The organism is Phycisphaeraceae bacterium (genome assembly GCA_040222855.1).
GTDB lineage: Bacteria > Planctomycetota > Phycisphaerae > Phycisphaerales > Phycisphaeraceae > Mucisphaera.
Window position 1 is genome coordinate 396689 of record JAVKCD010000025.1, and the last position, 20225, is coordinate 416913.

16 protein-coding genes and 1 pseudogene are annotated in these 20225 nt (G+C 60.5%); 4 read left to right on the forward strand and 13 right to left on the reverse strand.

Annotated elements, in window-relative coordinates; genetic code table 11:
* Positions 1-60: 60 nt before the first annotated feature.
* Both RIG82_11420 and RIG82_11425 read left to right on the forward strand, forming a co-directional pair.
* Positions 61-1674, forward strand: a complete 1614-nt coding sequence (locus tag RIG82_11420) for a M64 family metallopeptidase (protein ID MEQ9461548.1) — start codon at positions 61-63, stop codon at positions 1672-1674.
* 22 nt (positions 1675-1696) lie between these two features.
* Entirely contained in the window at positions 1697-2176 is a 480-nt protein-coding gene (locus RIG82_11425) for a tRNA (cytidine(34)-2'-O)-methyltransferase (protein MEQ9461549.1), read from the forward strand.
* Positions 2177-2179: 3 nt separating this feature from the next.
* Here the strand turns inward: RIG82_11425 and RIG82_11430 are convergent, their stop codons facing one another.
* Together RIG82_11430 and RIG82_11435 are read right to left on the reverse strand one after the other, a co-directional pair.
* Positions 2180-2971, reverse strand: coding sequence for a hypothetical protein (locus RIG82_11430; protein ID MEQ9461550.1), 792 nt, complete (start codon positions 2969-2971; stop codon positions 2180-2182).
* Positions 2972-2991: 20 nt separating this feature from the next.
* Positions 2992-3768 (reverse strand): ABC transporter ATP-binding protein, encoded by a 777-nt coding sequence (locus RIG82_11435; GenBank protein MEQ9461551.1) that lies wholly within the window; start codon positions 3766-3768, stop codon positions 2992-2994.
* Between the two features lie 108 nt (positions 3769-3876).
* On the opposite strand from RIG82_11435, the gene rplM reads away from it, so the two are divergent.
* Together rplM and rpsI are read left to right on the forward strand one after the other, a co-directional pair.
* The gene (gene rplM, locus RIG82_11440; GenBank protein ID MEQ9461552.1) at positions 3877-4317 is read left to right on the forward strand and encodes a 50S ribosomal protein L13; all 441 of its coding nucleotides are present in this window, start codon (positions 3877-3879) and stop codon (positions 4315-4317) included.
* Positions 4318-4516: 199 nt separating this feature from the next.
* A pseudogene (rpsI, locus tag RIG82_11445) lies at positions 4517-4885 on the forward strand (30S ribosomal protein S9).
* Here the strand turns inward: rpsI and RIG82_11450 are convergent.
* The 11 genes from RIG82_11450 to RIG82_11500 form a co-directional block, all read right to left on the reverse strand.
* A complete protein-coding gene (locus RIG82_11450) occupies positions 4886-5800 on the reverse strand; it encodes a ribokinase (GenBank protein MEQ9461553.1) in 915 nt (304 codons plus the stop codon). It abuts the pseudogene before it with no gap.
* A complete protein-coding gene (locus tag RIG82_11455) occupies positions 5797-6492 on the reverse strand; it encodes a hypothetical protein (protein MEQ9461554.1) in 696 nt (231 codons plus the stop codon). Before RIG82_11455 ends, RIG82_11450 begins: the two co-directional genes overlap by 4 nt.
* 29 nt (positions 6493-6521) lie before the next feature.
* A complete protein-coding gene (gene gyrB, locus RIG82_11460) occupies positions 6522-9089 on the reverse strand; it encodes a DNA topoisomerase (ATP-hydrolyzing) subunit B (protein MEQ9461555.1) in 2568 nt (855 codons plus the stop codon).
* A 191-nt stretch (positions 9090-9280) separates the two neighbouring features.
* The gene (locus RIG82_11465) at positions 9281-12289 is read right to left on the reverse strand and encodes a tetratricopeptide repeat protein (GenBank protein ID MEQ9461556.1); all 3009 of its coding nucleotides are present in this window, start codon (positions 12287-12289) and stop codon (positions 9281-9283) included.
* A 14-nt stretch (positions 12290-12303) separates the two neighbouring features.
* Positions 12304-13188, reverse strand: coding sequence for an ATP phosphoribosyltransferase (gene hisG, locus RIG82_11470; GenBank protein MEQ9461557.1), 885 nt, complete (start codon positions 13186-13188; stop codon positions 12304-12306).
* Positions 13189-13201: 13 nt separating this feature from the next.
* On the reverse strand, positions 13202-13966 hold the full coding sequence (locus RIG82_11475; GenBank protein MEQ9461558.1) for a hypothetical protein: 765 nt from the start codon (positions 13964-13966) through the stop codon (positions 13202-13204).
* Entirely contained in the window at positions 13963-14394 is a 432-nt protein-coding gene (gene rbfA, locus RIG82_11480; protein ID MEQ9461559.1) for a 30S ribosome-binding factor RbfA, read from the reverse strand. The genes RIG82_11475 and rbfA overlap by 4 nt, the downstream gene beginning before the upstream one ends.
* Before the next feature lie 24 nt (positions 14395-14418).
* Positions 14419-14709 carry a DUF503 domain-containing protein gene (locus RIG82_11485; protein MEQ9461560.1) on the reverse strand — a complete coding sequence of 97 codons (291 nt, stop codon included), beginning with the start codon at positions 14707-14709 and terminating at the stop codon, positions 14419-14421.
* A 26-nt stretch (positions 14710-14735) separates the two neighbouring features.
* Positions 14736-17585: a translation initiation factor IF-2 gene (gene infB / locus RIG82_11490; protein MEQ9461561.1), complete on the reverse strand. Its 2850-nt coding sequence runs from the start codon at positions 17583-17585 to the stop codon at positions 14736-14738.
* 46 nt (positions 17586-17631) lie between these two features.
* Positions 17632-19071: a transcription termination factor NusA gene (gene nusA, locus RIG82_11495; protein ID MEQ9461562.1), complete on the reverse strand. Its 1440-nt coding sequence runs from the start codon at positions 19069-19071 to the stop codon at positions 17632-17634.
* A gap of 358 nt (positions 19072-19429) precedes the next feature.
* Positions 19430-20209 (reverse strand): UbiA family prenyltransferase, encoded by a 780-nt coding sequence (locus RIG82_11500; GenBank protein ID MEQ9461563.1) that lies wholly within the window; start codon positions 20207-20209, stop codon positions 19430-19432.
* Positions 20210-20225 lie beyond the last annotated feature (16 nt).

Sequence of the window (20225 nt, forward strand, 5' to 3'; positions counted from 1 at the left end):
AGGTATTGAGTCGCCATGGACGATATTGTTCGCATATTCTAAACCTGCCCCGTGACCCGCATGGCGGAAGAGAGTAAGTTGAGTAGCTTCAGAAAAGAGTTGGTGGACCTGATATCGAGAGATTTACTCACGATGGAGAAGAGCCGGGCGGTTACGCCGGTTGGGATAATCAAAGCCTTGGTTCTGCCGCTGGTCTTGGCCGGGGCTGTTTCTCATGCGCATGGGCAGGTCTCTACGCTGGTTGACAACGGGCCATCGGCGAACCGCGTGGACATCGTTTTCATGGGCGATGGCTACACGGCGGGTGACGACATCAATGTTCTCTATCCACAGCACATCCAGTCGTTCCTCGACTACACGTTTGGTGGGAGTCAGGACCCTTTTCCGCGTTACCAAAACTTTTTCAACGTCCACCGTATCGATGTCGTGAGCAACGAGGCGGGTGCCGACATTCCTCCTGATGGTGTCTTTGTCGATACCGCTCTGGACTCGAAGTATTACCACGATGGGACCACCGAACGGCTCCTCTATGTCAGTAACTTCAAGGCGGGGCAGACGCTGAACAACGCGTTGTCGGGAACCGACATCACCGCTGAGATGCGCGTGATCACGGTTAACAGCGACAAGTATGGTGGCGGTGGCGGCTCTTATGCGGTTTATGCGGGCGGGAACGGCCTCCACGAGATCGGGCATCAGTTCGCCCGTCTTGCGGATGAGTACGTCTCGTTCAACACCCCCTACACCGGTTCCGAGCCGTCTGAAGCCAACGTGACACGAAATCCGAATGGCAAATGGGGCGTCTGGCTCGGATACAACGACCCCGATCACCCCGAGATCGGACCGATCGGCGTTTACGAGGGCGGGCGCTACTACGAGACTGACATTTTCAGGCCGTCGCAGAACTCAAAGATGCGCTCGCTCAACCGGGCGTTTGATGCCGTGTCTCGCGAGCAGATCATCCGGAAAATCTATGAACTGGTCGATCCCATCGACGTGCACACGCCGACCCTCACCACGTTGCTTAACAGTGGGCCTCTTTTAGTCGAGGTGATCGATCCTGCCGTCATCGACCTGCGCTGGTCGGTCGATGATGTTTTCATTGATACCGCTGACGACGACAATAGTTTCGACCCCCGAATGTTCGGCTACGCCTTTGGCACCTACGAGGTCCGTGCTCTTGCCGAGGACAACACGCCATGGGTCCGAACGCCATCGATCAAAGCGATGGTCTCCGAAGAAGTGGTTTGGGAAATAAACATCACCGGGCCAGCGATCGACCTTGACGGCAGCGGGTCGCTCACGCCCGACGATGTGGCGCTTGCCTTCACCTTTCTTGATGCCGGTGAGGGCTTCGACCTGGACGGGTCAGGCACCGGGGACCAGGCGGACATCGACTACCTGATCGGCACGATGATCGGGACTGCCTACGGCGACGCCAACCTTGACCTTCAGGTCGATATCGAAGACCTGAGCGTCCTTGCAGGCGGGTTCGGGCTGACAGGCCAGATCTGGAGTGGGGGCGATTTTGACGGGAACGGCTTAGTCGATCTCACGGACCTCTCTCTGCTGGCGGGCAACTGGGGCTTTGTTGCCTCGTCCGTGCCCGAGCCGGTCACCGCAGTCGGCTCGCTGGTGTGGGCTGTCTGGCTGCGTCGCCGCGGTCAGCTTTCTTAGTCGACTCCGTTAGCATGACCTCATGCTTCATGTGGCGATCTACCGTCCCGTCATTCCTCAGAACACCGGAGCGATCGCGCGTCAGTGTGTCGGCATGAATGCTCATCTGCATCTGATTGGGCCGCTGGGCTTTGAGATCAGTGACCATGCGGTGAAACGTGCCGGACTCGACTACTGGCCGTATCTCAACCTCACTACGTATGACGATGATCAGGGATTCTTCTCTTGGCTCGGTGAACGCCGGGTCTGGCTGATTACCAAGTTCGCTGGCCGCCGATTCGATCAGGCTGACTATGCCGATGAAGACGTTTTGATGGTCGGTAATGAGAACCACGGCGTCCCAGAATCAATCCACGAACGCTTCGCTGAGACCCGCGTATCGATCCCCATGCCCGGAACCTCTCAAGGCAACGTGCGCAGCTACAACGTCTCTAACGCCTTGGCGATCGTCTTGGCGACGGCGGTAGTCAGGGTCGATCCCGACCTGCCAGCCAGTAGCTGATCGCTAGCTGAGATGATGCTGGCGAAGGGCTACGGGCGCATCCAGAATCTCTTTGAGCACGATCAGATCGCGTAGCCGCTCGCCATTGCGCAGCGCCGCATGAACTCTTTTTTGTCGCTGCGTCTTCTCGGGTGTTAGTGACGAGGGGATCACGACATCCGTCTGCTGGCGGGGGCGTTGCTGCTGACTGAGTTGTGAGCGGCGCTGCTGCTGAGGTTGAACGCGAACCGGCTGAGATTGAGCGAGAGGCTGGGCTCGTCGCTGCGGCTGTTGTTGAGCCGAAGGCTGCCTTCTCGGTGTCTGCTGAACCGGACGCTGCGGTGGAGCCGGTGCAGGGCGTTGTTGGGGTTGGGGTGATGATGATCGTTGTTGAGACGGAGTTCGCTGTTGAGCCTGACGAGCGGCATCGCGCTGACGGAGGGCTTCTGCCCGACGCCGATACGCCTCCTGCGCTCGTGCCCTGGCCTGAGCCTCGTTGGGCGAGAGATTTCCCGGTTGCTGGCCCGCTTGGGCGCGCGTGGGCTCCTGGACCAGGGTGCCGTCTTCGAGCAGCTTGCGTCTTGCTCGCTCCTGGCGCTCGGTCCGTTCCTGGAGCATGGCCGCTCGGCGCTCTGCGGATTTCTGATCGACCCGCTGCTGAACGGTTAAGCCATCTCCCGGGTCGTTGAAGGCCTCGTCTTCACGCTGCTGCTTGCGGGCCCGCTCCTCGTTCATGGACTTGAGGGCCCCTGCAATCGCAGGACCCACGACAAACAGCAGCATGGTGACCCAAAAAATGATGTCCGAGATGCTCATGGAAAGCTCCTGATCGCATTCTAAACCAGTGGATCGGCGATCACAGCGGTTCTGTCTTGATCCAGATGGAGTCGCCGGAAACGCACGTGGTAGGCACGCTCCAGATTCGCCTCGTCGAGAACATGGCTGGCCGGCCCGCTGGCGATCAAGTCTCCGCCCGCGAGCAGCCATGCATCGTCGGCGTACCGGGACGCCAGGTCGAGATCATGTAGGACGGCGACCACCGCGAGGCCGGTGTCGTGCGCACGTTGTCGCAGAGTTTGAAGCGTTTGATGGGCCCATGCGGGGTCCATCGAGGCCGTTGGCTCGTCAACCAGCATGATTTGCCCCCTCATCCGGAGCTGACAACAGGCCCTCGCGAGCAGTCCACGCTGCCGCTCACCCCCTGAGAGGGTTGTCCATCCGGCGGAGGCTAAGTCCTGCAACGACCAGGCCTTAAGTTCTGCCTGAGCGTCTGATTTAGGCCCGCCCGCGGGCCATCCACCCATCGCCACAACCTCCCCGAGGCTGTGCGCAAACGCCAGCGACGTGTGCTGGGGCACATACGCCATCCGGCAGGCTCGTTCGCGCTCTGAGATCGAGCCCACAGAGTCAGTATCGAGTGAGATAAGCCCTGCTGAGGGCCTGAGTTGGCCCAGGAGCAGCCGCAGCAGGGTGGTTTTGCCCGAGCCGTTGGGGCCCAGCAGGCAGGTCAGACGGCCTGCAGACGCTCTGGCCGTGAGGTCTCTGAGCAGCGGAGGCCGTCCGGGATAGCCGTAGGCGAGGTTGTCGATCGTCAGGCGGGTTTCAGGAGCCATTGAGGGACTGTAACTTGTGCTTGGATGAGGGGCTTGCCGGTTTGACGCGGTGGCGGTTTGGGCTACACTACGCGGCTCGATCCCCCGTATCCAAAAGGGTGTTTGCGGATGAACCGTCAGACTTATCTAGCTAAAAATAACGAAGTGGCCCGCCAGTGGGTGCATGTGGACGCGAGTGACCACATCCTCGGTCGGCTAGCGACCCGGCTCGCTGTTGTGTTGATGGGCAAGAATAAGCCCGAGTACACCCCGCATCACGACGTGGGTGATTTCGTGGTGGTGACCAACGCCAGCAAGATCCGCGTGAGTGGTCGCAAGCTCGACAGCAAGCACCTCAAGCGGTACTCCGGCTACCCCAGCGGCCTGAAACTGACCAGCTATCGTGAGCAGATCGAGAAAGCTCCCGAAAAGCTGATCATGGAAGCCGTCCGGCGGATGTTGCCCAAGAATAAGCTGGCACGTCACCAGCTCAAGAAGCTCAAGGTGTACCGCGGAGCTGAGCATCCTCACACCGCCCAGAACCCTGAGTCTGTCGAGATTTCGATCTAACCTTATTTCACCCCCGCGAGCCTCAGCGGACAGCCCGCTGGAGCCGGAGATCACAGCTTTGTCGACCGAAGACCTGACGATGACCGAAGCGAGCATTCCTGAAGTCCCGACCGTTCCTGAGGTCCCTTCCATTGTGGCCGCTGAGCCTCAGGCTGCTCCGGCACGCCCGGCGACGCCGGACGCGGGTGGATTCGTCTGGGGCACCGGTCGCCGAAAGACGTCGGTTGCACGTGTCCGTGTCAAGGCTGGCACGGGTGTGATCAAGGTCAACGACCGCGAGGTCGATGTCTACTTCACGGAGCCTCAGCATCAGGCGGCCTGCCGGGCCCCGATCGAGGCGACCAACGCCAAGGGACTCGACGTTTTTGTGAAGGTTCATGGCGGGGGCATCACCGGCCAGGCGGGTGCGGTGCTGCTGGGTGTTGCTCGTGCTCTCAAGGGCTACGACCCTAGCTTTGAGGCGGTCCTTCGCGAGCGTAACTATCTCACTCGCGATCCACGCGAAGTCGAGCGAAAGAAGTACGGCCAGGCTGGTGCTCGTCGCCGCTTCCAGTTCTCCAAGCGTTAATCAGAGTTCGCTTGATTCAGTACCCCGAGTGCTCACCATGGCATCGACCTCTTCCCGAGTCGGGATGGCTTGCATTGCGCCTTGGCGTGTGACACACAAAGCCGCTGCGGCCGAAGCAATCTCCAGACTCGACCGGATTGAGTTGGCCCGCGTTCTTTCGGCGATGAAGTATCCGATGAAGGTATCCCCAGCGGCTGTTGTATCCACGGCATCGGCTGGGAAGGCGTCGATCTGGATCACACCATCGGTATCGGCATAGATCACGCCGCGCTGGCCCAGGGTGATGATGACACGACCGGAGACCATATCACGCAGCCTGGGAACCAGGTCTCTGGCTCCGGGTTTGTTGATGAGCTGTTCGGCTTCGTGGTGATTGACGATGAGCAGGTCGATCTTCTTGAGATTGCAGCTACGGGCCGCGTCGTTCATGGGCGCGGGGTTGAAGCAGATGGACATCCCACGCTCAGTCGCTGCGTCGATCGCGTAACCGATGTTGCTGATCTCATTCTGAAGCAGCAGGATCTCGTTTTCGTGAAACTGGTCGAGGACACCATCGATCTGTGCCCGCGTGATCCGTGCGTTCGCACCGGGGTCTACCACGATCGCGTTCTCACCGCGCCCGTCAACCTGGATAAAGGCGGCACCGGTGCTGACGTCTGGATCAACTTCCACGTGACGGGTATCGACCTGCGCTTCTTTGAGTCTCTCGAGCAGCCAGACGCCGTCGGTCCCGACACGGCCAGCGTGACAGACCTGAGCGCCAGCGCGAGCCAGCGCGACCGACTGATTGGCACCCTTGCCGCCAGCGAAGGAGGCGGTGGTTCTACAGCCCAGGGTTTCGCCGGGCTTCACGATGTGATCGACGCGCATCACTCGATCGAGATTGAGTGAGCCAAGGTTGAGGATTCGGATCATGCGGTTGCTGCCGGGGGTTTCGGCATCTCCGATCGCGGGGTGACATCTCGTGTGGTGCGCATATATCCGATGACCAGCAGCATGGTCGCGCCTGTCATTGTGATGGTGAGGATCGCCGCTGCCCCGTAGAGCCCGGACCACCCGCTGAGAAGTGCTCGGAAGCTGCCGGTGCCAACAGCCAGATTCAGGTCTCTGACCATTGGCTCGGCGTGATCGACTGTCGCCGAGATCAGCACGGTGGTGGGTTCCTGAACGCGAAACTGCCAACTGCCGTGCCCGGCCCGATCCGGCAACTCGTAGACATAAACGTCGGGGGTGGTTTCTTCGGGGTCGGCGAGTTGCTTGGCGAAGAGCGAGGGGTCCACCGTCGGCTCGCCCGCCAGCAGATCGGTTATGGCCAGGGGCTCGCCAGTTGCCATGTTCATGACCGAGCAGACCAGCGACTCTGGTCTGATTCTGGTTTCGCGCACTTGGGTTGGTGGGTGCTCGATATAGATCGTCCATAAGCCGGGGCGGTCAATCGTGATCTCAGCAGAGCCAGGGATCTCGATGCGAACGAACTCTTCGAGCATCTCTTTCACAGCGGCCTGAGCTTGCAGGACCTGGTTGATGAACATGCCCGCGCCGATAGCTCCGAGAGCCAGCGCCGCGACCAAATACACCATCGCCATGCCGTGTCGATTATGGTTCATGCCGATATGGTAGGGGGCATTGGATGGGTTTACACGTCGAGGTTTTTGACGTCGAGTGCGTGCTCTTCGATGTAAGCCCGTCGGGGCTCGACTTCTTCGCCCATGAGCACGGTAAAGAGTTTTTCCGCCTCGGACGCCGTATCCCAGGTCACCCGAAGAAGCACTCGGTTAGACGGGTCCATGGTGGTCTCCCAGAGTTGCTCCGCGTCCATCTCGCCCAAGCCCTTGAAACGCTTGATATCAAGACCACCCTTGCCGGCATCCAGGATGGCAGGCAGGGCATCGCGCAGGTTCGTGACGGCAACGCTGCGGTCGTCGTCTTTTTTGCTCGACACCTTCAGCTCGAACCTCGTCGGGCCGGCTGCCCCCGTTGGCGTCTGGACCGGCGTCAGCAGGTAATCATCGAGAGTCAGGTCGAACTCAGCCAAGCGGGCCAGCACACGTTCGATCTCTCGAATCTCGTGGAGTTCCTTGCGAGCTACTGTCGCTGAGGCGTTGGCTGCGGGGTCGTCTCCACCAATGCTCAGGCCGTGCTCGCTCCGGAACGCGTCCTCCTGCTCTTCGGACCAGAAGAACAGGTCGCCGATGATACCCGAGGGGTGCTGGCCGCTGACGCGCACGTGAATGCGCGGGAGGCGTTGTTGTCCCTCGGGATCGTTGGCGCGTTGCGTTGCGAGGTCTGCCAAGGTAATGCCGCGGCGTTCGAGCACACTCATGTATTCGCTGGCCTGCTGGAGGAGCTTGACCATCTCGACGAGTTGATCGCCAGCGATCACCTGCTGCTCGCTTCGGTCGTCGCTGAAGATCACCATCTGGACCGACGAGATCGCCATCTCGGCGAGCACTTTGCGGAGCTGGATGTCATCGATCACGTAGTCGGACTTCTTGCCTCTGACTAGTTGGTATAGCGGGGGCTGCGCGATGTAGACCCTGTTCTGCTTGATCAAATCGGGCATCTGCCTGAAGAAGAAGGTCAGCAGCAGGGTGCGGATGTGGCTGCCATCGACGTCCGCGTCGGTCATGATGATGACCTTGCCGTAGCGGAGTTTTGAGGCGTCGAAGTCATCGGCACCGATGCCGCAGTTGAGCGCCTGGATGATGGTTCGGATCTCTTCAAAGCCGAGGATCTTGTCGAGACGGGCTCGCTCGACGTTGAGGATCTTGCCTTTGAGGGGGAGGATGGCTTGAGTACGATGGTCACGCCCGCCTTTGGCGGACCCGCCTGCAGAATCACCTTCCACGAGATAGATTTCTGACTCGTCGATGTTCTTTGACGTGCAGTCATAGAGTTTGCCGGGCAGCCCGCCGGAGTCGAGGGCGCCCTTACGGCGTGTCAGGTCTCTTGCCTTGCGGGCCGCTTCACGAGCCTGGGCGGCGTTGACCCCCTTCATACAGATCCGCTTGGCGTCGTTGGGGTGTTCTTCGCACCAGTCGGCGATTGCCTGACCGAGTGTCGAGTTCACAAACCCTTCGACTTCGGCATTGCCGAGCTTGGTCTTGGTCTGGCCCTCGAACTGCGGCTCAGGAACCTTGACTGACAACACAGCGCAAAGGCCCTCGCGGAGGTCATCGCCTGTCGGGACCAGATCGCCTTTGAGGATGCCTTTGGCTTTGGCGTAGCTGTTGAAACTGCGTGTTAACGCTGTCTTAAAGCCGGAAAGATGCGTTCCGCCTTCGATCGTGTTGATGTTGTTCGTGAAGGTCAGCAGGGTCTCGTTGTACGACTCGTTGTACTGGAAGGCGAGTTCGCACTGAAGACCGCTTGCATCATCGGTCGTCTTGAAGAGCACGGGCTCGTGTACCGTTTGTTTGCCCTCGTTCAGAGCGGTGACAAACGCTGCAATCCCCTCCGGAAACACATAGGTCTCATCCTGGCCGGTGCGTTCGTCCGCGATGCGGATCTCCAGCCCTGGGTTGAGGTAAGCGAGTTCTCGAAGCCTGCCGGCGAGGGTTTCAAACCGGAAGCTCGTATCCGGGAAGATCTGTGAATCTGGTTTGAAGGTGACACGCGTGCCGGACTTGCTGCGTTCGCCGATCTGGTGGAGGGATTCGGTGGCGACGCCTCGCTCAAAACTCATCGCGTGTAGCAAGCCGTCTCGAGCGACCTCGACCTCGAGGTACTCTGACAAGGCGTTCACGACCGAGGCTCCAACGCCATGCAGACCGCCGGAGACTTTGTAGGAGTCCTTGTCGAACTTTCCGCCGGCGTGCAAGACCGTCATGACGATTTCGACGGTCGGTTTCCCGTTGAGCTGCGGATTCGAGTGTTTGTAGGGGCCGACCGGGATGCCCGAGCCGTCGTCGGAGATGGCAATGGAATCGTCGCTGGCGAGTTGGATGTCGATTCGGGAGCAGCGCCCCGCCATGTGCTCATCGATCGAGTTATCTACGATCTCGTAAACGAGGTGATGCAGACCACGCTGGGTTGTGTCGCCGATGTACATCCCTGGACGCTTGCGGACGGCTTCGAGACCCTCAAGGACTTTGATGCTCTGCTCAGAGTACGAGCCAGCCGCGATATGATTTTTGACGTCAGATCCGGGTGTGTTCGTGGTCTGTTGGGATTCCAAGGCGTCGGTGGCCTGGGGTTCTGTCATGCTGACATTGCCTCATAGAGAGGGCGCGATTCTGGCGGCTCTCGCTCCCCGACAAGGAAGGTTCACCAGAGCCTGCATTCTACCCGAAAGGCGAGGTTTTCTCTACTGCTCGTTAGTCGGGGTGAATTTATGTAAGTGCATGTAAAATATAGAATTGCGTTTAGTTTAACGCAGTTGATAAAAGACGTTATTCAGGGGTCAGCGAGGACTCCGGTTGAGCTCTTTTCGTCCGTGTCTTGAGCACCTTTGGAAAGGGGTGCCACGGCGGGCTGAGCCCCGCTGGAGACGGCATTGAGCTTCTCGACGAGGCGGGTCTCAAGGCCCTCTAACTCCCGATCTATGGGCCAGTCTTGCTCGCGCAGCATGTCGAGGGCTTCCCGCCAACGGGTCTGAGCCTCGTCGATCCGTCCGGATCTGAAGTAGGCATCGCCGAGATGATCGATGATGACCGGGTGCTGAGCGTCTTCCTGCTCCAACGCGCGCTCGAGCCACGCGACCGCAAGGTTCATGCGACCGAGTTTGTAGTAGGCCCAGCCGAGTGAATCGAGATAAGCACCGTTGTTCGGCTCACTCTGGATGGCTCGCTCGATCAACCGGATCGCTCGCTCCAGATTGCGCTTCCGGAGTACTAGGGTGTACCCGAGCAGGTTGGCTGATGGGCCGAAGTCGGGATCGGCTCGTAGCGACCGTTCGAGGGCATTGATTGACGACTCGTCATGCCCGGCCTGTGACAGGATCACCGCGTGCTGGTAGTGAAGAGCTGCCGCTTGAATCGGGAAAGCATCCGTTGCCAGCGTGATGGCTTTCATCGCTTCATCCAACGCTCCCTGCTCGATCAGCGACTCAATGAAGACGCGCCAAGGCAGGATGACCTGTTCGCTGTTGAGGTTGTCTTGCTGCATGACCTCCAACAGCAACGCTGGTTGGTTGGCCTGACCGTAGTGTCTTGCCAAGCCGAGGGTTCTGCTCATCCCGGGTGGTGAGAGCAGCAGCAAGCGTTCCAGAGTGCTCCGCAATCGCTCGACTTGGCCCGTCTTCCGGTAGTACGCGAAAGCGCCGCGCAGCAGGTTCAAGTCGTCAGGCGTATGGTTTAGCCGCTTGTCGAGAAGGGTGTTTCCGTCAGTGATTCGTTGCTGCTGTGCGTAGAGGTCAAGCATCGCCCGCAGCGCGCTCGGCTCATCAGGTTGTTGGCGAAGCAGTTCGGTCAGGATGACCTCGGCGCGTTCGAACTGTTTGCGTGTGGCGTGCCACTGGGCCAGCTTGATCCTCGCCGTCGGGCTTTCGGGCAGAGCGGTCAGGACCCGGCGCATCAGGTTGACCCAGCGTACGCCTGCTTCGCTGTCGCCTTGTCGTTGCTCGTAGATCACAAACAAGGCGAGATAGAGGCGTTCATCCGTGTCATGCCGAGTCAGTGAGTCCAGCAGCACTTCTTCTGCGCCCTGCGAATCACCCAGTCCGAGCAGCACCTTGCTACGCTGAAGATCGAGCTCAACTCCGGCCAGTCCGGAAACCCGGGCGCGATCGAGAACCGCGATGGCATCCTGCGGCCGGCCCTGCGCCAGCCGTAGTGCGGATATCACCGCCATCAGCTCAGCCGACTCGTTGGCATCAACATTCTTGAGCAATGTTTCAGCCTGATCGAGTTGCTGACGGACGATGTTGAGTTGGACCAAGGCTACCCGTGCTGGGTCCAAGTCTGGGTCCAACTCGAGGGCTTCGGATAGCTCTTGCATGGCCTGTGCGTTACGCCCGGGCAGCTCAAGCATCAGAAAGCCGCGCAACATGCGTGCGACAGCGTGTTCACGCTCGTCCGACCACTCGATGATGCCGAGTTGCTCTGTGACCCTGGATCGGTCGCCGATCGAATCCGATACCCAATCCAGTGCCGCAGCGGGTTTCGCGTAGCCCGAGATGGCCATGCGCACAGTCAGCCGGAGTGCCTCCTCCAGGTCTACATCGACTGCGTTATCAGCTCCGTCGGGAACCAGCACTTCGCGGATCAGATACTCAAAGACTTGCGTCGCTTGTGGATGCGACCGCAGGTGCTCTGTGAGTAGTTGTTTGGCCTCTGACGAGGGTAGAGCGCGAGCCAGAGCGATCACCATGGCATCACTCTGGCCGCTGCGCTCATAGGCTCGCTTGAGTCTGGCCAGAAGATCATCGTCACCGGCCCCGACTCGGAACAAGTATCCAGCTAACTCAAGGAGTCGATCATCATCCGGTCGATCATCGAACGCAGCGGCCAGCCGGTTACGCGCCTGCTGCGGCTCGTCCATGAGGAGTTCGGTCCAGAGCAGGCGTACCAGAAGGTCGTCCTGATCTCGCCGACCCAGCGGGGCGGAACCGACTAGCGCGGCTTCGGCAGAACGGACGTAGTCCTTCATCGCGTCATCGGCGAGACCGAGGCGGTGCGCCGCATCACCCAACTCACGCCAGACCAGCGGTCGTGTCAGAGCCATCGTGCGCGCGAGATTATCCAGCGGGTTCGAGCGAGGCGGGAGATTAGGCGGATACAGATCATCGGCCAGGGCTTCACGAGCCGCCACCAGATGCTGATCCCTGAGCAATGTCTGACCCAACAGTCTGGAGACAATGATCCTGATCGCGGGATCAGGCGCGGGGTCTTCTTTCAGCAACGCCTTGAGGTGACCGGCAATAGCGAGCGTCTGTGCGTGGTCGTTTTCATCGGCACTGAGTCGCAGCAGCAACAGCAAGGAAGAAAGGCGATCGGGGTCAGCTGCAATCGCCTCGCGGGCGTACCGCTGGGCCGCGGCCGCGCTTCCGGAGCCTGCATAGATCCGCGCGAGCAGCTCGTGAAAAGCAGGCTCATTTGGGGCCATCCGGGTTGCTGTGAGTAGCCGCGGAATCGCGTCGAAGGGCCGACCATCCAGCCACGCTTCGCGCGCCGCCACATAGGCGTGCTGCGCGGCCCGTGGCGGCTCCAGCCCGGGAGCCGGTGCGACCTCCTGGCGAAGATAGCTCGGTTCTGGAACAGAAGCCAGGACCTCTTCGAGGGTCATCAGCGCCCGCTGGCGATTCTCACCCTCCAGTGGTTGGACGGAATCCAGCCTGAGGCCGGGCGGGAGAGGGATCGATGCCTGACCCAGAACGGCTGGGCCGCAATACATCAGCACCGCCATCGGGCCGAACCACCGGAGTCGAAGGAAGAACATCAGGATGCCAGCGGGCGGTGTACGCATACGCGTATCGTTGCTTAGGGAATGACCTTGTTCAAGGGATAGCTGAAAATCGCTGTGGCGCCGGCTCGCTTGAGCTGCGGGACGAGTTCTCGCTCAACCCGGGCTTCAACGATGATTTCGATCGCCACCCAATTGCGATCTGCGAGCTCATTGACCGTCGGTGACTGCGCCGCGGGGAGGATCGAAAGAACGGCCTCAAGATCACGACGCTGGGCATTGAGCTTCAGGCCGACTTGAGAACGCGCGAGGATCGCTCCCTGCAACAGCACCGAAAGGTCCTCAATCTTTCTACGCTTTTTGGGGTCTTCCCAGCTCTGCTTGTTCGCGACAAGCCGGGTTGTCGAGGTCATCAGGGTATCGATCACCCGCAGCTTGTTGGCGCGAAGCGATGAGCCGGTCTCGGTGACATCGACGATCGCATCCACCAGCCGGGCCTTGACTTCGGTAGCACCCCAGCTGAACTCCACTTTCTTGACGGGGATGTTTCGCTCCTGGAAGTATCTGCGCGTTGTCTGCAGCAACTCCGTAGCGATGATCCCGCCCGCGAGGTCCTCGGGTTTCTGATACGAAGATTCCTCAGGGACCGCGAGCACCCAGCTCACCGGCTTGCCGGTCGCCTTGGAATAGACCAGTTCGCAAACCTCGTGGACATCAGACTGATTCTCGACGACCCAGTCGTGTCCTGTAATTCCCAGGTCGATCACGCCGTCCTCGACGTAGCGCGACATCTCCTGGGCACGGAACAGAATCGCGGACAGCTCCGGGTCATCCACGGAGGGGAAGTACGAACGATCGCGGACCATCACCTTGTAGCCGGCACGCTCGAACAGGTTCAGTGTGGAGTCCTGAAGACTCCCTTTAGGGAGTCCGATCTTCAAGAGGGGTTGGGGCTGGGTCATGATCTCTGTTTCGTCAGGCGCTCGCCTGCTTGCTGCTTTTCTTCTTGGTTTTCTTGGTCGTCTTCGCTGCGGCCTTGCTTTCCTGGCTGTGGTTACTCACCGCCAGTTTCAACGCCTCATCCGCAGCGACCGAAGCCACCGCAGGTGCGTGCGCCGTTACGACATCAGTCGGCCATTTCTGCTGACGATCCGAAGCCCCCTGGATGGCCAGATAGGCAGCAAGCGTGTCGGCCGCTTTGACCTGCCTAAGGAGGATCGACTCCATCTCACCGGGTGATGCTGACTCGTGGACCACACTTCCCTTGGCGAGTAAGGACACCGTACGATCATCCACCGGGAAGGCATGCCCGCCAAAGGTCAGCAGCATCACGCGGGCAGCCACGAACGGGACCATGCCGGGCAGCGTGTCGAGATAGTGACGTTGATCTTTTTTCGCCGACGCCTCGATGGACTTCATCGACACCGCGTGTTCGCGGACAAACAGTTCGTTGAGGACCTCGATCATCCGTGCGACCCGTTCCTGAGCGAAGGGGTAATCGGTCCCGACCAGCTCGACTATCTGGACCTCATTGCTCACACGCAGCTCATTGATGTCCACCATCACCGACATGATTCGTCCCAGCGCGTCTTCTGCTTCGGTCTGCGTTGCACGCCAGTGCAGGAACGAGAAGACCACCTGAGTGATCGGGTCAAAAGGGTCCGGCTCCGGAGCACTCTTGGCTTTAAGAGACTTCTTGAGCAGGGCCTGCCAGGCTTTTTCGTCAAACTCGAGCTTCAAGGCTGATCCTCGGGTAGGGGGGTGTTGGGTTCATATCCGGGCTGCGATTGCTCATCACCATCAGATGCACGCATCGCTTCGACGCCGGTTCGTTCTTCGGCCTCGCGGATGGCAGCAAGCACTTCCGCTTGTTTCTTGAGCATCTCATCCAGTCGGAAGATCAGCTTGGGCACATGCTTGAGGGTCACCTTCTGCCGCACCAGGTCATGGATATGTCTGGCCGCGTGGTTGAGTCCCGCGACCGATGTTGCGCCATGCTCCTCGGGCAGGACCGAGATATAAATGAAGGCCTGCGACATGTCAGGCGTCACCTCGATCCGTGTAATGCTGGTCAGCCCGCTGATCCGCGGATCGGCCAGTCCACGCTGCAGCACCTCCGAAATCGATCGGCGGAGCAACGAAGCAACCTGGGCAAGACGATGGCTCAACGGTTCAGTATCTCAATCTGGGGCTTAGTGCCCTGAAATAATCTCAATCTTGTGGTCTCGGAGCACATACCCGTGACCTCGCTGTACCCAGTCGACCAGCTTGTCGAGCACGCTCTGGGCGACCTGAACACTCGAGGTCACCATCGCAACGCCAAGGATTGCGATCCGATGCTCATCCTGCCGATCGATCTCCGCCACACTCACGCGGTGCTCGTGATGGAGCTTATCCTTGAGGCTCCGGACCACGCGGCGTTTATCCTTAAGCGACATCGCTCCATCGATCGCGAGTTCGAGTTGAAGAATGCCAACAACCATGGTCGGGTACCAAGTGGCCTGAGCAACTAATCAAGTTTGCGTGCCGTTTCTTCAACCTTGTAGCAGATGATACGGTCACCGGATTTTACGTCGTCGTAGCCCTCGATACGGATCCCGCACTCGGTACCCACTCGGACTTCCTTCACATCATCCTTCACGCGTCGCAGGCTGTTGAGCGTGCGTTCATCGGTCACGACCACGCCATCACGCACCACACGCACCTTGCTCGATCGCTCGATCGATCCCTCGGTGACCATGCAGCCCGCAACCAGACCGAGCTTGGTGATCTTAAAGACCTCCTTGACCGTGGCTTCGCCGGTCTGTTTCTCGGTGCGCTCGGGAGCGAGCATGCCTTCGAGGCCGGATTTCACGTCATCTATCAGGTCGTAGATCACACGGTAAGTGCGGAGATCAACGCTTCTGGCTTCTGAGATCTCACGAACGACTGCGGTTGGGGCGACCTGGAAGCCAACGACCACGGCCTCCGAGGCATCAGCCAGCAGCACGTCACTCTCGGTGATCCCGCCGACCGCTGCGTGGATCACCCGCACGGCGACCTCGTCATTGCCAAGTTTCTCAAGGCTTGTTCGCAGCACGTCGAGAGAACCTTGCACGTCGGCCTTGAGGACGACGCGCAACAGATTGACCTGGCCAGCCTTCAAGGTGTCCGCGAAGTTGTCCAGCGTGACCTTTGTTTTCGATGCGAGTTGGGTCTCACGCTCGTGGTCTCGATACTGCTGCGCGACATCCTCTGCCTGCTTGAGTGAGTCAGTAACATAGAACCGATCGCCAGCGTCCGGGATCTCATCGAGACCCGAGATCTCGAGGGGCGTCGCCGGACCAGCCTCACGGACTGACTGGCCGCGATCGTTCGTCATATCACGGACACGGCCAAAAGCACGGCCAGCGACAGCGAAGCTGCCCACGCTGATCTGACCCTCTTGCACGAGGATACGAGCCACAGCACCACGCCCCGGCTGCATCTCGGACTCGACGACAGTTCCGATGGCGTTGCCGCCGTAGTCCGCGGTGAGTTCGAGCAGCTCGGCCTGATAGTCCAGCAACTCCAGCAGTTCGGTGACGCCCTGTCCCGAGATGGCGGACGTACCGATGACCTCGGTTTCGCCGCCCCACGCGGTGGGGTTGAGTCCCTGAGCCGCGAGCTGGCCGTAGATCTCCTGGACTTTGTCATCCGTTGCTTCGGGGCGGTCGATCTTGTTCATCGCAACGATAATCGGGACGCCCGCCGCCTTGGCGTGGTTGATCGACTCGATGGTCTGAGGCATCACGCCGTCGTCAGAAGCGACAACCAGCACGATCAGGTCGGTCATCTTGGCACCACGGGCTCGCATCGCCGTAAAGGCTTCGTGACCGGGCGTATCGAGGAAGACCACGGTCTTCTCGACGCCGTCAGTGCCCTCGACCGTGACGCGATAAGCACCGATGTGCTGCGTGATCCCGCCCGCTTCGTGTGAAGCCACATCGGCCTTGCGGATCCGGTCCAGCAGCGAGGTCTTGCCGTGATCGACATGCCCGAGGACCGTCACGATAGGCGGGCGACCCTTAACATCAATACGCTCGCGATCGCTAAAGACCTGCCGTAGCTCGTCCTCGGCCGATCGCTGCTCCTTGACGATCAGTTCGATGTCGTACTCGAGCGCGATCTCCATCGCCATCTCAGCGTCGAGCGACGAGTTGATGTTGGCCATCACGCCCTTCTGAAACAGGTACTTGATGGCTTCCGTACCCTTGATGCCAGTCGCGGCCGACAGGCTCTTGATCGTGACCGGCTCTTCGATCTCGACCTTGCCGCCGGTGACCGCAGGGGTCAGCGCCTGAACGCCTCCGCCCTTGCGCTTCTCCATGCTACGACGACGCTGCTTGAGGAAGCCGGGAGCGCCCCGTAGCCGCGCGTCCAGTTCCTCAGCGTCCGCCTGCGAGAGCTTGCTCGGTCCGGACAGAAGGTTGTCGGAGGAGCGCGATCGGCGTGTGTTCCCCGATCGCCGGTTTCCACCGCCGTCGCCGCCACGTCCCGATGTCTTATCACCGCCAGAGCCTCCACCAGCCCCGCGACCTCGCGAAGGGCCGCGCGAACGGGTGAACCCGCCGCTCTCTTCCGCGCCCGGGTCCATGCTGGGCATCCCCTGCGAAGGACCGCGAGACGGCCCGCCGCCTCCGCCACCGGGTGATCGGCGGGCAGGGCGCGTCTCAACCGGGTCAGGCCGCTCGATGCGCACCACACGTGGACCCTTGAGTGACGCTTGCTGCGGCTTCTCCAACGGCTTGCCGCCAGGGGAAATCACCTTGGGGCGTTCGGGCACGTTCTGGATGCCAACCGCCTTGACCGGATCATCGCTATCAACGTCAGCCGGCACTTCTGTTTCTTGTGACACCGCGGGGGTGTCCGCGTCGCTCTCGGTCGCCACAGTTGCTTCTGCCGATTCCACCTCAGCTACAGGCTCTGCAACAGCTTCGGCGGGCGTTGGTGTTTCAACAACCGGCGCTGGCTTCACAGGCTCCGGAGCGGGCGGCTTCTTGGCTAACGAGGGGGGCTCAATGTGTGCCTTGCCCTCGTCGGCTTCGCTGTCCTTGGCCTTCTTGGCAGCGGGTTTCCGCTTGACCGCTTTGGCCCGTGCAGGCTTGGCGACGGTCTGTGTCGCCGTCGCCACCCCGCCATCAGACTCCTGGCTGGCCTCCTCATTGTCCGCGCTCGCATCGGAGAACCACTCGCGGATCGTGACCGCCAGGCCGACCTTCACGGTCGACATGTGGTTCGTGATGCCCGGCACACCCTCATCCTGGCAACGCTCGACGATGAGCTTACTCTTCACGCCGAGGTCTTTGGCCAGTTCAAAAACACGCAATGCCTTAGCCAAGGAAGACTCCTTAAGGATTCCTGACAAACCCGCTCACCAGCGCCAATCAGCGTGGTGAGGTCTGCTCGCTGCTTTCTGCGTCAGCTTCAACCGACGCTTCATCATCCGTCGCCGTCTTATCGACAGCCTCAGTCTCATCGCCGGACGGTTCTTCAACGAGATTCCGCTGCTCCAGCAACTCGACGATGTCCGTGCCCGGGTCGGCAGGGTTCTTGGACCCCGGCTCAATCGCTCCGCCGCCAAGCAGGTCGTCAATGCCCGAAGGCGTCGCGACATACTGCTGACGTTGCTGACGCTCGGCTTCCTGCTTCTCTCGCTCCTGTTCCTCAGCGACCGTTTTCGCTCGCTCGGTGCAGGCCGCGACCATCGCTTCGGCGATACCCTCTTCGACATCCAGGGTCTCGACCAGATAAGTCGCTCCGACTTCCTCGACATCGAACACGCTGATGACACCCAAAGCGGCCAATCGGTCGATCAGCTCTTCCGAAGCGCCCTCGACCTCCTTGAGCGTCGTCTCCATGATGTCCAGGCTCTTCGAGAACTCAGGCGGCGTGAGAATGTCCACATCCCAGTTGGTCAGGCGCGCCGCTAGCCGAACATTCTGACCACGCTTGCCGATCGCCAGCGACAGCTGATCGTCATTGACAATCACCGTCGCTCGCCCCAGCTCAAAACACAGCGAGATCTCGACGACCTCCGCGGGCTTGAGTGAGTTCTGGATCAGTATCTGGCTCGAATCATTCCAGCGAACGATGTCGATCTTCTCGCCGCCAAGCTCATCAACGATGTTCTTGATCCGGCTGCCCCGCACGCCTACACACGCGCCGACAGCGTCAACCTTCGAGTCGATCGAAGCCACGGCGATCTTGGTCCGATGGCCGGGCTCGCGTGCCATCGCGCGGACTTCGATAATCCGCTCAGCGACTTCGGGAACCTCGACCTCGAACAGTCGCTTGATGAAATCAGGGCTCGCACGGCTCAGCACGATCTTGACCTGGTGACCTGCGTCGCGGACATCGAGAATCAGACACCGCACACGCTCGCCGGGCTGATGTTGCTCGCCGGGGATCTGCTCCGAGCGGGGCATAAAGCCTTCCGCCCGTGTGCCCATCGAAACCACAAGAGCCCCACCTTCATAGCGCTGAGCCGTTCCGGTCACGATCTCGCCGACGCGGTCAATAAACTCGTTGTAGATGCTCTCCCGCTCGTCCTCGCGGAATCGCTGGATCATGACCTGCTTGGCGGTCTGAGCCGGGATACGACCCAACTCCACCAGATCGATCGGGTCTTGGCCCCGGAACAACCGCAGTTGACCGTTAAGCCGATCCAACTCGCAGGAGAAGTCTTCGGTGTCCACCGCGTTGTAGTGCTTGCGCGCCGCAGACACCATCGCCTGCTCGATATCCTGAAAAAGCAGTTCCTTATCAATGTTGCGGTCACGCGAGATCGAGTCGATCAGGCGGAGCATCTCACTACCGTTCATCATCACAGATTCCTTAACGCGAGCTGGCCTCTGGCCAGCGACCGGGATGTCGAGGCCCATCAGGCGGGCCACAAAAAACAAAAAACCACGAGGTAAACTCCTCGTGGCCTTGGCGTGCTACGTCCGGGTCGGGCCCGGGAGTAGGGCGGTCAGGTCATCAACCGACTCCCTGTGAAGAAACGGAGCCCGTAGGCCCCAATCCGTCGGGTATCGGCTGCGAGGATGTTTGGAGCGCCCCCGATCACGGGAGTACCGCTCCAACACGCTCAACCATAGACCACCTGTGCGACATAGCAGCACCTCGGCCGCCCCGGCGACATGCCGAGGCTGACCTGTCAATTTAGCGTAACCGCCCCCTATGTCAAGAAATGCACGCCCCTGCGGCCAGAATCAGGATCGTCCCGTCAAGCCCCACATCGAACAATGCATGCGATCGCGAGGTCGCCTTGAGGGTCAAACCGATCGCCAGGCCATGAGCCAGCACGACCGCAGCCCAGCCAACGCCAGAACGGTCCACCGGGCTCAGCGCCGACACCAGCAGGCTCAGCATCAGCATCAGGGCCCCGAGCCGCCTGAGACTCGATGGCCGCATGACATGCGCCAGCGTCCGAAGCCCTGCCTCACGGTCTGAACGTCGATCCCGCAGCTCAAACGGCAGGGTCAACGCCGCAATGAACACAGCTCGTTCTGCGACCAGCCAAATCCACTCAAAACCGGCTGGCTCGACCTCGATCACCGGCAGCCCCGCCGTGACGCCAGCCCACACCACACCCACCAGCGGAACCTTGAGCAGCCCGGCCTGCCGGAGTGACCCGGCCCGACGGCTGATGATTGGCACGAGGTACAGCAGCGCCATCACACTCAGCACCACCACCACCAGTTGCTGACCCGGTAGCAGCCAGAGTGTCAATATGCCCGTGACCAACCCCAGGATCACCACAGGCAGCAGCCTCAGCCTCACCCACTCGCCAGGCAGCACAGGAGCCGAACGCGCCGCGTTGTAGAACGTCAGCGTGGCCAGAAACACCCACGCCGAAGTCAGCCTCCACGGGTCCCCACCCAGACGCACCAGCGACCCCGCCGTCAGCAGACCGGCACCCGCTGCGAGATAGACCTGAGATCGAATCAGCCACTGGATCACCCACCGAGTGTACCGA

Excerpts from the sequence above, each read along its gene's own strand:
- hisG (MEQ9461557.1), bottom strand. The coding sequence starts at position 13,188 with ATGACCCAGCCCCAACCCCTCTTGAAGATCGGACTCCCTAAAGGGAGT.
- nusA (MEQ9461562.1), bottom strand. The coding sequence starts at position 19,071 with ATGATGAACGGTAGTGAGATGCTCCGCCTGATCGACTCGATCTCGCGT.
- rplM (MEQ9461552.1), top strand. The coding sequence starts at position 3,877 with ATGAACCGTCAGACTTATCTAGCTAAAAATAACGAAGTGGCCCGCCAG.
- RIG82_11425 (MEQ9461549.1), top strand. The coding sequence starts at position 1,697 with ATGCTTCATGTGGCGATCTACCGTCCCGTCATTCCTCAGAACACCGGA.
- gyrB (MEQ9461555.1), bottom strand. The coding sequence starts at position 9,089 with ATGACAGAACCCCAGGCCACCGACGCCTTGGAATCCCAACAGACCACG.
- RIG82_11450 (MEQ9461553.1), bottom strand. The coding sequence starts at position 5,800 with ATGATCCGAATCCTCAACCTTGGCTCACTCAATCTCGATCGAGTGATG.
- RIG82_11455 (MEQ9461554.1), bottom strand. The coding sequence starts at position 6,492 with ATGAACCATAATCGACACGGCATGGCGATGGTGTATTTGGTCGCGGCG.
- RIG82_11465 (MEQ9461556.1), bottom strand. The coding sequence starts at position 12,289 with ATGCGTACACCGCCCGCTGGCATCCTGATGTTCTTCCTTCGACTCCGG.
- RIG82_11435 (MEQ9461551.1), bottom strand. The coding sequence starts at position 3,768 with ATGGCTCCTGAAACCCGCCTGACGATCGACAACCTCGCCTACGGCTAT.
- RIG82_11420 (MEQ9461548.1), top strand. The coding sequence starts at position 61 with ATGGCGGAAGAGAGTAAGTTGAGTAGCTTCAGAAAAGAGTTGGTGGAC.
- RIG82_11430 (MEQ9461550.1), bottom strand. The coding sequence starts at position 2,971 with ATGAGCATCTCGGACATCATTTTTTGGGTCACCATGCTGCTGTTTGTC.
- RIG82_11485 (MEQ9461560.1), bottom strand. The coding sequence starts at position 14,709 with ATGGTTGTTGGCATTCTTCAACTCGAACTCGCGATCGATGGAGCGATG.